This window comes from Psychrobacter sp. AOP22-C1-C5, assembly GCF_052378885.1.
Lineage (GTDB): Bacteria > Pseudomonadota > Gammaproteobacteria > Pseudomonadales > Moraxellaceae > Psychrobacter.
Window position 1 is genome coordinate 34,846 of record NZ_JBQSYC010000010.1, and the last position, 15,776, is coordinate 50,621.

Genomic DNA, 15,776 nt, shown 5'->3' on the forward strand with positions numbered 1-15,776 from the left:
GATCAACGCTATCAAGAAAGCTGTGATGCTCGTCAAAAATTAAATGAGAAAGAATAACTATCATGCAAAAACTCAATAAGCTATTAATTTATAACATGATGGCAGTAGGATTATCGTGTGTGCTAACCCTACCAGCTTCTGCTGCGGATCTTAGTATTGTAAGAATTTTGGTGGATAAAGGAATAGCGACTACTCAAGGCACTCTTGGCTACATGTACCGTACTGGTGATGGTATTAACCAAGATGATATTAAAGCTTTTAAATGGACTCAAGAAGCTGCCAATCGAGGCCATGCATTTTCTCAGTATACGCTTGGAGAGATGTATAGCAATGGCACAGGCGTACGTCAAAATTACGCTAAGGCCATCGAGTGGTATGAAAAAGCTGCCAATCAGGGCAATGCTGAGATTCAATTCAATCTTGGCACTTTTTATCAGAATGGCAAAGGCATTCCTCAAGATTATGAGAAAGCAGTTCAATGGTATCAAAAATCAGCTGATAAAGGTTTTGCACCCGCTCAGTATAATCTCGCTGGAATGTACGATAAAGGCCAAGGTGTTAGTCGGGATTACGCCGAGGCAATGAAATGGTTAAGAAAAGCTGCTGCTCAGGGAGACTCTGGCGCTCAAAATAATATTGGTGATATGTACGAAACTGGTAGAGGAGTTAAACTTGATGATACAAAAGCAGCTGAGTGGTATCTAAAAGCGGCAAATCAAGAAGTAGCCTTAGCGCAGAACAGTCTTGGTTTGATGTACTTTGAGGGCAGAGGTGTGGAGCAAGACAAGGTTAAATCACAAGAGTGGTATAGCAAATCTTGTGACAACGGATATCAGCCTAGTTGTGATGAGTTATAGCAAGTAATAGCGAAGCTAGCGGAGTGTTTGGTAAAGTCTATGTTAGTAATAGCATTATCTACAGTGATAAATCTAGCGCCATAGAGTGACTTGATCGCGCTTATGAAAACGGTGCTCTCGATCATTGCCATATCTTATCCAACACAGCAAACCAGTTTTTTGATGTTACCTTTTCAATAAGATCATCAGAAAAGTGACGTTGTTGCATTCGCTCGATTAGCATAGATATTTGGCTAATATCAGACAAATCATCAGGTAGTAGACAACCATCAAAATCAGAGCCGAAACCCACTTGATCTTTGCCCAGATGGTCAATCAAATAAACAAGGTGATCCACAATCACATCAAGTGAAGTTTGCGTATTACGTTGCCCATCAGCACGAAGAAACGCAACATCAAAATTCACCCCAATCATACCACCGCTTTGCTTAATGGCATTCAGCTGGCGATCGGTTAGGTTTCTTGCTTGCTGACATAAAGCATGCGCATTGGAATGTGTAGCGACAATAGGTTGATGGATAGTCTCTAGCGTATCCCAAAAAGCACGTTCATTCATATGAGATACATCAATCAGCATGCCTTTTTTACTACATTCTAAAATAAGGTCTTTACCTTGATCGGTTAAACCAGATCCCGTATCTGGAGAATGCGGAAAAGATGCGTTTAGGCCGTCACCAAAGAGACTTTTTCTATTCCAAAGTGGGCCGATACTTCTGAGTCCGGCATCATAAAAAACATCCAGCAGGTCAGGCTTAATGGCTAAAAATTCAGCACCTTCAAGGTGAAGAACGATTGCCAGCTTTTGATTTTGCTGACAGGCTTGAATTTGCGCTAAAGACGTACAAATTTGAATCTGACCGTCTGATCGCGCCTGTAATTGCTGAGCGAGTGCTAACTGCTCGCAACAAATATCGACAATTTCTTGCGGGGTGAAGTCTGAGCCTGAGGGATTAGACAATTTATCAGGATGACTGTTTTTGACATACGCATAAGGTGGTAGGAAAATAGAAAACAACCCTCCCATCCAACCTGCTTGTCGGCAACGTTTTAAGTCCAAATGTCCCGGTAGCGTACCATAAATAAAATCGTGCACAGGATCTACGGCTGAGCTCAGCCAAAGACGGGTCAATAGATCGTTATGGCCATCAAAGATGACTGGCTGAGCATTCATAGTCAATCCGTTACGGTACGAGTAGGAATTAGGTGTTCTTGACTCAAGAGTTTGGAACTTTTTGGATTTCTAAAAAGCAAATCTTCAAAAGGAACAGGTGTTTCACTGTTCACACGCGCTTCCTCAATCAGATAGTGATAAGGCGATTTGCCACACACAGGATCGGCATTTTTGGCATCACCTGTCAGCATAAACGCTTGGCAACGACAGCCGCCGTAATCGCGCTCTTTATCTGGACAGCTTTGACACATGTCAGGCATCCAATCATCACCGCGAAACTGATTAAAGCTTGCCGAGTCATACCAAATATCTTTAAGCGGCGTTTCTCGCACATTAGGGAATTGTATTGGCATTTGTCTCGCGGCATGGCAAGGTAGGGCAGTGCCATCAGGTGCCACGGTCAAAAAAATCTTACCCCAACCATCCATACAAGGTTTTGGACGTTCTTCGTAATAATCAGGTACCACAAAAATCAGTTTGCACTTGATACCACGCTCTTCAATCTTTTTACGATACTCATTGGTAATCCGCTCGGCTCTCACCACTTGTTCTTTGGTGGGCAATAGACCTTGTATATTCTCAAACGCCCAGCCATAAAACTGACAAATCGCAAGCTCAACCGTATCCGCTTCAAGCTCTAGGCAGAGATCAATGATCTGGTCAATCTGATCAATATTCTGCCGATGAATCACAAAGTTAAGTACCATCGGATAGTCATATTGCTTGACCAGGCGTGACATCTCATACTTCTGTTCAAAAGCATGTTTTGAACCCGCCAATGCATTGTTTACCAACGGATCACTGGCCTGAAAACTGATTTGAATATGTTGTAGGCCTGCTTCTTTTAGACTTGCGATTCTGGCCTCAGTGAGTCCCATACCTGAGGTGATAAGGTTGGTATAAAAGCCTTGTTTGTGTGCATAAGCGACCAGCTCTTCCAAATCTTGGCGCACGAGTGGTTCACCACCCGAAAATCCAAGCTGTACCGCGCCCATTTGCCGCGCCTGATCAAACACATCAAACCACTCTTGCGTGGTCAGCTCTTGTTTATACTGAGCATAATCAATGGGATTGGAGCAATAAGGACACTGTAATGGGCAGCGATAGGTCAGCTCCGCAAGTAGCCATAATGGAAGCCCTACTGGTGCAGTCATATTAAATCAATCCAATGTTCACGCTGGGCGACCAACATGTATTCGATAATGTCTTGCTCAATTTCAGGAATATCTCCAAACATGGCTTTCACCTTTTTGATAATATCAGCAATGGATGCCTGACCGTCAATATGTTGACCAATGATGCTGGCACTATCGTTTAGCTTAATCATACCCTCAGGATAGAGCAGTACATATGCGTTTTGCGCAGGCTCAAACTGAAAGCGATAACCATGACGCCACACAGGGACGATGGAATGATCTAACTCAGGTAAACTCATTTAAACAATCCTTTATGCCAGACATTATCAGTCGTGACGCTTTGATAAGGGGCTTGATTATGGACATAAGCCAAGCTTAAAGCATCCAAGATGGTCCACAAGATATCGAGCTTAAATTGCAGGATTTCAAGCATACGCTCTTGTTGTTCAATCGTTTTGAATGAGTCTAATGTGATAGTTAGACCATGCTCAACATCACGGCGAGCTTGACTCAAGCGCGAGCGGAAATATGTGTACCCTTCCTCTTTAATCCAAGGGTAATGTTTTGGCCAAGACTCTAAGCGCGATTGATGAATCTGCGGTGCAAACAGCTCTGTCAGTGAGCTACTGGCCGCTTCTCGCCATGATGTGCGTCTGGCAAAATTGACATAAGCATCCACAGCAAAACGAACACCCGGCAACACCAATTCTTCAGAAATCACTTGCTCACGAGTCAGCCCAACGGCTTCTGCCAGACTCAACCAAGCCTCACGGCCACCACCATCAGGATACACCCCATCTTGATCAATCATGCGCTGAATCCACTCTTGACGCACCCGTTGATCAGGGCAATTTGCCATAATCGCAGCGTCTTTCAATGGAATGTTGATTTGATAATAAAATCGGTTGGCGACCCACGCTTGGATCTGCTGCTGGGTCGCTTGCCCTTCATGCATCATAGTATGAAAGGGATGATAAATATGATAATACTGACCTTTAGCCAAAATCGCTTGTTCAAATGCTTCTGTGCTCAGTGCTGTTTTTTCTTCTTGCGCTGTATTCATTTTGTTTTCACCTTACAGTTCAATCTGCATACCATCAAAAGCCACTTCAACACCGTGTCGTTTCAACTCAGCAGCCTGTTCGGATTGTTCATTCAATATCGGATTGGTGTTATTAATGTGGATCAATACTTTACGAGAATTTTCGAGTTGATCTAAATAATGAAGTGAGCCGTCTTTACCGCTAATATGCAAATGCCCCATGTCTTGACCTGTTTTGGTACCGACGCCGCATTCTTGCATCTCGTTGTCAGTCCATAGAGTGCCATCAATCATCACGCAGTCAGAAGCATTCATGATTTGCATGATATCATCGTCAATTTTGCCCAAACCTGGCGCATAAAAGAGTTGTTTTTGTGTTTTTAAATCTTTCACGATCAGAGCAATATTGTCGCCATCGTGTGGATCATTACGGTGCGGAGAGTAGGGCGGCGCTGAGCTTCTAATAATCAAAGGCGTCAATTCTAGATTATCAAAACCTTCAATCTTGAATGTCTGTTTTGGATCAATCTGGTTGTATTGTAGGCCGCCATTCCAATGCTTTAGCATATTAAAGATAGGAAATCCCGTTGTAAGGTCTTGGTAGACCATCCCTGTACACCAAACAGGAATCGGACAACCTTCGCGTAGAGTCAATAGACCCGTCGTATGGTCGAGCTGACTGTCCATCAAGACCACATTCGTGATCCCAGTATCTCTCAATTGACGCGCTGGCTGTGCCGCTTTGAATTCAAATAACTGTTGGCGAATATCTGGTGACGCGTTGAATAAAATCCAATCTACGCCATTTTCTGAGATGGCGATTGAAGATTGAGTACGGGTTTTTGCTTCAATAGTACCAAGGCGTACGCCATGACAATTATGGCAATTGCAATTCCACTGTGGAAAACCACCACCAGCCGCTGAGCCTAAAACATGAATATACATAAATTGATATTTCCAAAAAAATAAAAGCCCTAATCATCTAGGGCTTTTAATGGTTTTAAGTCTAATAAATTCTAACGTGCTTCAAAATACATAGTTACTTCGAAACCGATACGAATGTCTTGAAAAGCTGGTTTAGTCCATTGCATGGGATTACTCCTACAGGATCTTATTAATTAATAAGAAAGGTAAATAAAATGAGTATTTAATGGTATATAATATGAGCCTTGCTGTCAATTTCTGAGGCGTTAGGCTTGTAAGGTTTTGGTAACGTAGCATGATAGTAAAACTCAAAATTTATCTGTCTTTAGTTAATTCTAATCGTCTTTTTTCTGACTTGAATTAAGAGTTAAAAATTGTCTAACCCATTCAGAGCATCTGTCTCAAATGCTTAAAGCTAAGAGAGATGTAGTAGCCGATCAGGCATATGTGAATAACATTGAGTTCTGTCTAGCATCTTGAAACAACAATCATTGATTCAACATAAGTAGCTCCAGTGGTGCAAATGAGGATTTACGATGAACTTGACACAAGAAGATTTTGACGGCAAGGTTCTTGAATTCACTAAAGCTATTATAAAAGCTACCTATGTAGCTACCATGAGCCCTCCAAACCAGAAATTAACTCTAAGTTATGCGAGACAATTTGCTGTAGCTTGGTATGAAGACGCAGATTCTCGACAAGAGGACTTTCAGCATCTTATCAATAAGTTAGCATCTGAAAACAAATAGAATCGTTAGAGCCAGATAAAACCTACTACTCGGTGGGTTTTTTATTGCCTAAGATTTGGTTTCCTCATTCGTGAGGGTGCTACACCACCTTTTGTTCTTCTTAAATGTGAGCGATATAGTGGATGGTGTGGACAGTTGGGAATAAGTACTTGCTATAAGGGAACTATATGAGTCTTATGGCCCATATGAGGTTCTGGCTAAAAACCTTTGTTATTTCGCTTGTTCTAGAAGTCTTGTATCATATTTATAAAGGTCTGACTCTATAATAATTACATTACTAACGTTGTTAAAGATTTAGTAAAAGTTAACAAAAACGTCTTAGTAGGCATATATATTAATATTGGAATTCGTTTAGAGTGACGGTTAGTTACAATGTTTAACACCATAATCAATGGTTTATCTTAACTTTATTAAGGATATTAAAATGAAGAAAATAACATCTAACTATTCATTTCAAAGTAAATTATGGATCGCGTTATTGGTCAGCGCTGTGGGACTAAGTGCTTGCAGTAACGAAGTGGAAGAGAAGCCAGCTAGTACGGACACTACTGAAGCTGCATCGGTTGAAACAGGACCGACTGGTACTGAAGTAGGTACGGACACTGCTATGGGTGAAACAACTAACGATATGGGCATGGCAGATGCAGATAGCCCTATGGATCCAGCTGGTACAACTACGACTGACACAACAGATACTACTGTAACCGATGAAATGACTGACGGCTCAGTAATTGGTGACACAACGATGGTAGACGGACAAAATACGAGTTTCAATAAAACACCAACAGAAAGTGATCAATAGATTATAGAGGTCCCAGATTATAATCTGCATACGCCTAGATTAAACTTAGGATAAGGGTAGTAGTAACTTATCTTAAGGTCATAAACATTAATGAATTGTATGTTGAATAATTAGAAACACAGACGGTTATTACTATATTAAGAAAATTAATTTTCTTAATATAGTAATAACCGTCTTTTTATTGAGAATTGAGTTTACATGGCTTTGAGAATTGAAAGGCCTACTAGTGTGTTTTTCTTTGCCTAAACCCCAACGGAACACCCCCACAGCCTAGCCGTCAAAACTTGCAACAATAAACCTATCTTATCACTACTAATAAATTTAGGCGTCAAGCAATGGCATATATCACCCTCAATAAAGCACACACCCATCATCAAACCACTATTAACGGACAGCCTACCAACCAGTATAGCCGCTATGAAACAGGCTTAATCACTGGTAGTAAGCGCAACTTGCTAGCAATCCTAGCAGATAATACTGGTAGCGACGGTTACGAATTTGACGGTAGGAGTCATAATTAATGTAGATGAAAATAAGTAAAATGTGTATATTAAAGTTTCTTTTTAGGGTTCTGTTACTAGTATGAGTGCATACCAATTGGAACCAAATAGAATCTGATCCCTGTTGTCTATACTTGAGGAATATTGTGGAAACCATCGGCACCCCTTGGCTATATGCCATTTTTTTTGCGATAGTCGCAGTCATGCTACTGATCGACTTTTTAGGCTTTAAGCATAAAGATCAGCCAGAGAGTTCCGACGTAAACGCATTGCAAAATGAGCACCAACCTGTATCTATTAAATTGGCTGCACTATGGAGTATTGCTTGGGTCAGTGTATCTGCTTTATTCGCAGGCGGATTATGATGGTATTTAAATACAAATTTAGGCACAGCAGTTGCTAACCAAAAAACCTTAGAGTTTGTGACTGGTTATTTAATCGAAAAATCACTAGCGATTGATAACGTATTTGTCTGGCTCATGATTTTTGGCGCGTTTGCTGTCCCACCTGCTCTGCAGCGTCGTATACTATTATACGGTGTAATAGGCGCTATTGTTTTACGCACTATTTTTATTCTTGCAGGCGCATGGCTCATTCAAGAGTTTTCATGGGTACTTTATATCTTTGGTGCGTTTTTGGTTTATACCGGTTATAAGTTTCTAAAAGGCGGTCACGACGAACCTGTCGATCTTGAGGAAATGAAGCTATTAAAATGGCTGCGTAGACATATGCGCATTACGCCCACGCTGCGAGGCGAAAAGTTTTTAGTGCGTGAAAATGGTCTATTGTGGGCGACACCCATGTTGGTAGTGTTAATTCTAGTCGAAATCTCTGATGTTATTTTTGCGGTTGACTCTATTCCTGCCATTTTTGCCATTACCACCGACCCATTCATTGTATTGAGTGCTAACTTATTCGCTATTTTAGGTCTGCGTGCTATGTTCTTCCTGTTAGCAGGCGCAGCAGCCACAATGCACTACTTACCGTATGGGCTGGGCGTAATCATGACCTTTATTGGTATAAAAATGCTTCTACTGGATCTTTATCATGTTCCAATTGCAGTTTCTTTAGGCTTTATTGCAGTAGTACTAATTATTACTGGATTGATGTCATGGCGTTATGCTAAAAATAATCCGCAGGCAAAGATATAAGCAAATATGGGACTAATTCGGTAAGTACTTGATATCAAGTTGGCACTGGACGTATTATTGGTTCCCTATAGGTATACCCCAAGGGAACCACATAGTTAGAATTGTTAATCAATTAATAGACCGTTTATAACAGACTATTTTCATTCAGAAATGAAACAATAAATTTTTTTTATTTGCTTAGGTATGTTTATTGGACAGTCGATGTTTAATAAACAAACTAAGAATAATAACTCCTGCAAGCAGTAAGAAAACTTTGGAGTAAGGCGCTAACATAGTCTCAATAACCTCGTAGTTTTTGCCCAAGTAAAATCCTGATAGGGTTAACATTGTCGTCCAAATACCAGAACCTAAAGCCGTTAAGACTAAAAAAGAGACAAGCGGCATTTTATTCATTCCTGCAGGAATGGAGATCAGTGAACGAATACCAGGTACCATTCGTCCAAAAAAGACAGCTTTTTTACCGTGTTTATCGAACCAAGCATTGGACGATAGAACATCCTCAGACTTGATAAATACGTACTTACCGTATTTCTCAGTAAATATTACTAGGCGTTCTTTATTGAATAACGTTCCCAAGTAATAGAGAGGTAATGCCCCAAGGACGCTGCCCAACGTACCTGCTAGTATGACTAACCATATATTTAGATCACCTCTAGCTGCTGCAAAACCTGCTGCCGGCATAATCAGTTCAGACGGTATAGGCGGAAAAACGTTTTCGGCAAACATAGCAAATATAACACCGATATAGCCAAAATCTGCCATGATAGCTAGTACCCATTCACTCATTTGATTTACCTCATACTTATAATGACTGATTAAGTCGTGTTAAATACTCATTTTTAGTGAATCAAGGTAATCTGCCCACGCCTGCATCCCACTATAACCAGAAAACCCCCGTAGCTGTATAGGCTATGAGGGTTTTTGTTGTGATAAGATATATATAGTGGTGCGCCCACCAAGACTCGAACTCGGATCGATCGCTTAGGAGGCAACTGCTCTATCCTGTTGAGCTATAGGCGCATTATGGAGTGACATTGTAGAAAAAAGCGGTCACAAAAGCAATCAACAAAAGCTAAATAGGGACAATTTATCGTGCATCGCCATTGCTAAGCGCGTCGGCGACATCTACTTCTGCCTCACCTGACGCTTGTTTTGACTGCGATGTTGGGTTAAATAAGTCATCCACGCTATTTCTATAACCCTCGATATTATGATAATCGTATTTTTCTAATATATCTTGTCCTGTGCTCGAAAGTAAAAAATTACGGAAGTTAATAGCTGCTGTGTTGTTGGTTAAAATAACCCCTTCAAGTGTCCGCTCGCCTTTCAGTGCATAGCTGTAAGAGTTCAGTGTGGGTGCTTCGGTATAGTAAGTTTTAGCCATCCCAGTCTCATCATCAATGACTGGCTCTTCACTATTTTCAGTAGCGTTACTGGTGCTTGCTCGGCTTTGATTAATTTTGTCTTGAGCTGATTTTAGCTCAGCTTGTAATGGCGCAAGCCGCTGCTCGGGTAGTCTGTCGTTGGCGATAATCATATCTATTCCCACAACGGAGTCTGCGCTATTATCAGATGCAGTGTCTGGCAGTGTTAAAAGAGTACGAGAGGGTACATAACTTGCCGCTACTTTGATATGAGGATAACGAGATTCAAAGCGAGCTATGACATCATCTAAAGCTGCTTGCAAGTTTTCTTCCACTTGTACGTATAAGATAATGTCAGAGACGGTGCTTTCTTCATCGTTCTCAGTGATCATTTTAGCGTCGTTCTGGTTTGCCATGATAGGTAGCGGATCGACATTTTTACGATTGTTGATCCATAACCAAGTGAAGATGGCAATGAAAAGTATCAACAGTAAAATTAGCCCAGCGAGTAGCAGCTTGTAGTCTTTCATATGTAACCGCTCTTCTGTTTGTTAATTTGGTTTAAAGGGTTGATGCAGCACTTCATCTGCCAAGTCTGCCAGCATTTCTGCAAAAATGTCTTCTTCTACAGAGTGGGTCGTTACTTGAGCATCGCTTTTATGACCAGTATTGTTATCGTCTTCGGGCTGCGCGGGTGGATAGTTTGAGGGGGAAGAGGGCTGATTGTCAATGGCTTTTGTGGGTGTCGTAGTTTCATGCACCGCGAGAGGCGACTGACCTGTCACAAGCTTGTCTTTAAGCCATTTAAAACCGTGGGTCTCCCACCATGCTTCAAAGCGAGGTAATCGACTGCCACGCACTGCCGCGGGCAAGTTCAATGTTCGCAGCTTTTGTGCCAACACAGGGTCACCAATGGCTTGATGAATACTAAGATAGAGCGCACTACTATCACCCGTATAAAGACATCTATTCTGCCATGATGTGTCATCAATCTTCATACGCGGTAATTGCCATAACTCACCGCGATAATAAACAACATATAGACGTTGTTTTGGGTGAACGAAAATGGCATCAATGGGACGCAAAGGCATAGTGTTCGATTATCTCGTCAATAAAGAGGATGAAGTATAGACAGAGCGCAGATGCTGGTTCGACAAATAAGATGACGCACCTTTGTACTTTGATAAATATCTTATAACAAAGAAAAGCAGCATAACAACGTAAATAAGCGACACTCAATGTCGTGCAATATTATAATACTGGTATCTATACTGGTAAACGATAATCATCAATGGCAAACTGGCTATCAGTATATTTTGTTATTTTTACAACTATTATGCTAACAGAAATGCTATTGGCGGACGACTACCAAACATGTATTGGTCAGTATCGTTTGTCGCTTGTTCTTTACTTTTCTCAACGCTTTTAAGAGTAGGTTTTTCTTCTATCTACTTTAATTCGTGTTTGTTAGCCTCATTACTTTATTCCAATCAGATTATCTTCTATGTTTACCATTATTCAGTCTCATCGCACCGAAAACCTTGTTGATCAATTGCTTGTGCAATATCAGTCAAAGAACCAATCTGTTTTTGAGCCTTTTATGGTCATTGTGCCTTCAATGGTATTGGGTGATTGGTTGGATAAGACGATTGCCAGCCGCGCTGGGATCAGTACTTTGGTGCATACAAAGTTTTGGGGTCAGTATCAGTGGACGCTGATGCAGGATGTGTTAACGCGTCACAATGCGTATTTGTTGGAGCATAATCCTGAGACTGCAGTCTTAAATGTGCCTGAAGTGGCAGTGTTGTCGCCAACGGTGATGCAATGGCGACTGTTTGGGTATTTGACCTACTATCAAGAGTCGATTGTTAAGGATGAGGCGCATCCGGTCAACCCACTGCTGGCGTCTTTGATTGATGAGCCGCAAGAAGGAGTCAAGCAGGACAAGGTACAACAAGATAAGGCGCAACAAGATGCGCGTATTTGGCAGCTGGCAAGCGATTTGGCGCGAGTGTTTAACCGCTATTTGACCCACCGTGAGGATTGGCTGGCACTGTGGTCGCACAACAAACCGCTTAATGTAGAAGAGTTGATAGCGGATAAAGATGCTTTGTCGTTGCGCTTTGATAAGTATGCACGCGGTACACCTGAGTGGTTGGTGGAGCATTACGTAGAGTTAGAAGTCGCGCAACGATTCTTATGGTCGCACCTGTTTGCCGATGTCCATCAGCACCGCGTCACCATTGAAAATACCTTTTGGTCAGCCTTAGAAAATAATAGAGCAAATGAGCATGCGCAGTTACCCAACGTACTGCGTATTTTTACCATTCAGCAATTGCCGCAGACCGAGCTTGACTTTTTACAGCGCTTATCGAAATACGTGGATATCACATTATTACACTACAATCCATCAAAGCTATTTTGGGCAGATATTGTCGATAAGTCTTGGCTACAGCGTCAGCAGATCATCAATCCTGAAAGCGTATTTTTACGTGAATATGGACATAGTCTGCTATCACGTTTGGGCAAACAATCTCGTGATACCTTTGCTATGCTTGCCAACTTATCGGGTAATGAGCAATACCAAGAGGCGCTTGTAGAGTGGCAAGACAATTTTGATGACGGTTTTGATGAGGGAGCAGCTCAAGGCTTTGATGACATTAATTATGATGTCGATGATCCTGACGCTGCTCGTCATCAAGGCATGCAAGATAGCCCAAGTTTATTGCGACGTCTACAAAACGATGTATTGATGCTGGATGAGCAATCAACCCAACAAGCGACAGCGGCAAAAGTATCAGAAGCGATCAGTCAGCAAATCGAATTGAATGTTGAGACACAAGCGTCATGGTATGAAGATGAGGTGTTAGAAAATAAACGCTTTGAGAAGGAGCGTCTTTGGTCGATATCGTCACAAGATAATAGCCTAAGCATTCATTCATGTCATAATCTACAACGTCAACTCGAAGTACTGCGTATCATGATTGGGCGCTGGTTAAATGAGCCTATCAAAACAGGTGAGAAAAAACGCCATATATCCGATATTGTGGTTTTGCTACCTGATGTTGAGCGTCATCATGCCCTCATTGGCTCTATTTTTGTCAGTGGTAAAGGTCAAGATGGTTTGACCTTACCTGCAAAGGTGACCGGCGTTGTCGATACCGATATTCGTCAATTGTGGGAAGCAATTGTTGGTTTTTATAAACTGCTCGGCAGTCATAGCGCCCGTTTTGAAGCCGCTGAAGTCTTAGACTGGTTGATGCTACCACCTTTGTTTGAAAGCTTTGGCTTAACCCATGAACAAATGAGCCGTGGCTGTGATTTGTTGGTAGAGGCCGGTTTTATTCGAGGTTTTGATGAGCGACATCTCAAGCAAACGTTAGATGCTAACGACTACGATTACCGTTTTAGCTTTGCTCAAGCGTTAGATAGATTGACCTTGGGGCTTGTGATGCCAGAGGCCAGTTTGAGTGATTGCTTATATCCTTTAGCAAAAGAGGATTGGGCGAGCACAGCAATGCCAGAGATGAGTTTGCCGTTGCCGCAGGTGAGTTTAAACGATGCAATGATTGTTGAAGCCCTTTGCCGTATATATACGGGTCTGGTCACACGGCGTGATGATCATATGCAAAGAATGAAAGCGGAAGATTGGCTAGATCAGATTGAGACCCAAGTGATCCATCGCTACTTTGGCGATGTCGATCAAACTCGTACGATGCGCGCCATATACAACGCCATGAACGGTTTCAAATCAAGTTTGCGAGCCAATCGTCATTATAGGCAGTACTCTAGCGGTGATAGCGCTAACAAGGAAGTTGAACAAAGGCTGGCAGGCGTCGAGCAGTTACCGCTAAAATTGAGCTTTATGCTGGACAGTATCGAAGATGAGCTAGAAAGCCAGCAAGTGAGTGCGGAGCCGACGGGCGTTATTACCTTTGGTCGCTTTGGTGCCTTAAGAAATGTGCCATTTGAGCTAGTAGTCATGCTTAATATGGATCTCTCTGAGTTTCCCAATCGTGACCGTGATAATCGATATGATTTGATGAAGGCTGCTAACGCTCGTCGCGGCGATAGAGCCAGTGAGGACGATGATAATGGAGCGTTTTTAGATGCGATGCTGTGTGCGCGTAGTGCTTGCTGGATATTTTATAATGGCCAAAGCTTAACTGATACCCATGAGCATCTGCCAGCTAACCCAGTTAGTGAGTTGTTACAGTTTTTGCAAGGGGAGGTACAGTGGCAGATGAGCTCGCTTGCAACTTTGCCTAAAGATATTGACCCAACGACTGAGAGTCTCAAGCGTTATCTGCCTAAGCTGATTAAGCAGTGGCTGGTCACCGAGCATCCAGCATTACCTTTTCATCGGAGTCTGTTTGAGACCGAAATTGAGGACATTAATGCGTCTGAGCCACAAACCGATACACGCATTGATAGTGCTCAGGATGATAGTGCTATTAATATAGCCAATGAGCTAGACACGTTATTAAATAACGCCATGCGCAAAACCAAATTGGATCAGAAAAAACAATTCCCACCTGCGCCGCTGTGGCAAGCAGTCTTTGATACGCTCAATGGGCGAGCATCACGCGCGTATCCACAATTGGTTGGCTTACCCACCAAAGCACAATACGAAGCCATCGCCCAGATGCTTGGTAAAGGTTTAGGTCAACTGGGACAAGTAGACAATCACACCTTATCTGCATTGGTTGATATGTTAGCGCTAGACACCAGTACTAATAAAGACATGACTAAAAGCGATACCAGCGACTTGCTTGCTCAAATCGTGTTTGATACCGTATTTAATGTGGGAGAAATAGACATCGAAGGCGTATTGGCCTATCAAGTGCGTCATCCTGCCAAAGCGTTTTTGCGTACCCAAAAGGTGCATGTGGTACAAGGTGAGGAAGCGATAGCGCATCAAGAACCGCTGTTTTTAGATAACCTAACGACCTATAAAATTAATGAGCATCTGATTCAAGCATTGGTTGCTGATGCGACCGAAAACGCCAACCCAGCGATGATGTATCAAAAAATCATACCAGCAGGTGTGGCTCGTCAAACCACGATACCCAATCAAAAACAAAAACTGCGACAGCAATGTATAGAATTTAAAGCGCAATTAGTTGCTAATGGCTTTAGTGAAAGTAGTATGGCCAATGAGGGTAAAGAAGGGGATGGGGTAGGTTTGCAGCTGCTTACCTCAACGACCGAGCACTCTGTTCAGATAGAGCTGATGGCCGTGTTAAATAGTATTAATAACGAATCAAGTCATCAGACGGACATAAAAATACTGATGAAGCTATTGCCCAAGGCCATTAAAATAAAAGGTCTAGTGCCGATAGATGCTCAGATGCAGTCTAGCATGTCCTATGCTCAGCAATCACCAAAACAGTGGTTCAATATTTTACCCAACTCTGCAAGCCCCAAGCATCTACTCAAGTTTTGGCTGTCACATTTATATTGGCAAGTTGCCAGACGCACCACTGCTGAGCAAGTGGCGTTGAATGATGGCGTCAGCATTTGGCGCTTTAGCAAGCCCAGCGCGCAAGTGGATACGTATAAAAATATCATTGCCTTTAAACTAAGCCCTGTAATATATGAAGAGGCAATGGTTGAGCTCATCAAGTGGGCGATGTTTGGTAACCTATCTGGTCAAGTACCCATTGCATTATTGCCTGAGTATGCGCTCAACTACCTAGGTAAGTGCTCAAAAGCTGAGCAAAGTGCGGATAAAAATGACAGCTACTGGCCAAAGCGAGCGGATTTTTCCGACTGGTTAAGACCCAGTTATCACTCAGACACGGTATATGATACTTGCTCGCAGCATGCCATTTGGCAATACGTGTTGCGTGAGCAAGATGCCTTTAAAGCGTTAACAGCGGCATTGAATTCCTTAGCACAGCCCCTGTATGGCCCGATGTTTTCTGCCTTAACTGGTCTGGACAACTAGCTAAAATGACTAACACCTAATTTATTTATCTCAATTATCTAATGCGCTGCTTCGTTTATAATAAGGTAAATATAAAAATGGCCACTATAAAAAAGAGTCAGCAAGAAAAATTTGTATCAGTCACGCATTA

General features: G+C 42.2%; 14 protein-coding genes, 1 tRNA gene and 1 pseudogene. 6 read left to right on the plus strand and 10 right to left on the minus strand.

Annotated elements, in window-relative coordinates:
• The first annotated feature begins 62 nt into the window (after nt 1–62).
• Complete coding sequence (locus ACT3TH_RS11730) at nt 63–857, plus strand: tetratricopeptide repeat protein (protein WP_444756016.1); 795 nt, start codon at nt 63–65, stop codon at nt 855–857.
• Nucleotides 858–978: 121 nt separating this feature from the next.
• On the opposite strand, the gene ACT3TH_RS11735 is transcribed toward ACT3TH_RS11730, so the two are convergent.
• The 6 genes from ACT3TH_RS11735 to pqqA all read right to left on the minus strand — a co-directional run bounded on the left by ACT3TH_RS11735 (nt 979) and on the right by pqqA (nt 5,297).
• Nucleotides 979–2,028 (minus strand): dipeptidase, encoded by a 1,050-nt coding sequence (locus ACT3TH_RS11735; RefSeq protein ID WP_444756017.1) that lies wholly within the window; start codon nt 2,026–2,028, stop codon nt 979–981.
• 2 nt (nt 2,029–2,030) lie between these two features.
• The gene (gene pqqE / locus ACT3TH_RS11740; protein ID WP_444756018.1) at nt 2,031–3,182 is read right to left on the minus strand and encodes a pyrroloquinoline quinone biosynthesis protein PqqE; all 1,152 of its coding nucleotides are present in this window, start codon (nt 3,180–3,182) and stop codon (nt 2,031–2,033) included.
• Nucleotides 3,179–3,463 (minus strand): pyrroloquinoline quinone biosynthesis peptide chaperone PqqD, encoded by a 285-nt coding sequence (pqqD, locus tag ACT3TH_RS11745; protein WP_444756019.1) that lies wholly within the window; start codon nt 3,461–3,463, stop codon nt 3,179–3,181. Before pqqD ends, pqqE begins: the two co-directional genes overlap by 4 nt.
• On the minus strand, nt 3,460–4,227 hold the full coding sequence (gene pqqC / locus ACT3TH_RS11750; protein WP_444756020.1) for a pyrroloquinoline-quinone synthase PqqC: 768 nt from the start codon (nt 4,225–4,227) through the stop codon (nt 3,460–3,462). The genes pqqD and pqqC overlap by 4 nt, the downstream gene beginning before the upstream one ends.
• 12 nt (nt 4,228–4,239) lie before the next feature.
• Nucleotides 4,240–5,151: a pyrroloquinoline quinone biosynthesis protein PqqB gene (gene pqqB / locus ACT3TH_RS11755; protein ID WP_444756021.1), complete on the minus strand. Its 912-nt coding sequence runs from the start codon at nt 5,149–5,151 to the stop codon at nt 4,240–4,242.
• A 71-nt stretch (nt 5,152–5,222) separates the two neighbouring features.
• A complete protein-coding gene (pqqA, locus tag ACT3TH_RS11760; protein ID WP_082894360.1) occupies nt 5,223–5,297 on the minus strand; it encodes a pyrroloquinoline quinone precursor peptide PqqA in 75 nt (24 codons plus the stop codon).
• Between the two features lie 369 nt (nt 5,298–5,666).
• On the opposite strand from pqqA, the gene ACT3TH_RS11765 reads away from it, so the two are divergent.
• The 4 genes and pseudogenes from ACT3TH_RS11765 (at nt 5,667) to ACT3TH_RS11780 (ending at nt 8,332) form a co-directional block, all read left to right on the plus strand.
• A complete protein-coding gene (locus ACT3TH_RS11765; RefSeq protein ID WP_444756022.1) occupies nt 5,667–5,879 on the plus strand; it encodes a hypothetical protein in 213 nt (70 codons plus the stop codon).
• Between the two features lie 424 nt (nt 5,880–6,303).
• Nucleotides 6,304–6,681, plus strand: a complete 378-nt coding sequence (locus tag ACT3TH_RS11770; RefSeq protein ID WP_444756023.1) for a hypothetical protein — start codon at nt 6,304–6,306, stop codon at nt 6,679–6,681.
• 335 nt (nt 6,682–7,016) lie between these two features.
• Entirely contained in the window at nt 7,017–7,202 is a 186-nt protein-coding gene (locus tag ACT3TH_RS11775) for a hypothetical protein (protein WP_444756024.1), read from the plus strand.
• A gap of 125 nt (nt 7,203–7,327) precedes the next feature.
• Nucleotides 7,328–8,332: pseudogene (locus ACT3TH_RS11780) on the plus strand (TerC family protein).
• Nucleotides 8,333–8,509: 177 nt separating this feature from the next.
• Here ACT3TH_RS11780 and ACT3TH_RS11785 read toward each other — a convergent pair.
• The 4 genes from ACT3TH_RS11785 to ACT3TH_RS11800 all read right to left on the minus strand — a co-directional run bounded on the left by ACT3TH_RS11785 (nt 8,510) and on the right by ACT3TH_RS11800 (nt 10,787).
• On the minus strand, nt 8,510–9,118 hold the full coding sequence (locus ACT3TH_RS11785) for a DedA family protein (protein ID WP_444756025.1): 609 nt from the start codon (nt 9,116–9,118) through the stop codon (nt 8,510–8,512).
• Nucleotides 9,119–9,276: 158 nt separating this feature from the next.
• A tRNA-Arg gene (locus ACT3TH_RS11790) sits at nt 9,277–9,352 on the minus strand.
• Nucleotides 9,353–9,419: 67 nt separating this feature from the next.
• Entirely contained in the window at nt 9,420–10,226 is an 807-nt protein-coding gene (locus ACT3TH_RS11795) for a hypothetical protein (protein ID WP_444756026.1), read from the minus strand.
• A 21-nt stretch (nt 10,227–10,247) separates the two neighbouring features.
• On the minus strand, nt 10,248–10,787 hold the full coding sequence (locus ACT3TH_RS11800; protein ID WP_444756027.1) for a hypothetical protein: 540 nt from the start codon (nt 10,785–10,787) through the stop codon (nt 10,248–10,250).
• Nucleotides 10,788–11,200: 413 nt separating this feature from the next.
• Between ACT3TH_RS11800 and ACT3TH_RS11805 the strand changes: the two genes are divergently transcribed.
• Entirely contained in the window at nt 11,201–15,646 is a 4,446-nt protein-coding gene (locus tag ACT3TH_RS11805; RefSeq protein WP_444756028.1) for an exodeoxyribonuclease V subunit gamma, read from the plus strand.
• Nucleotides 15,647–15,776: the final 130 nt, after the last annotated feature.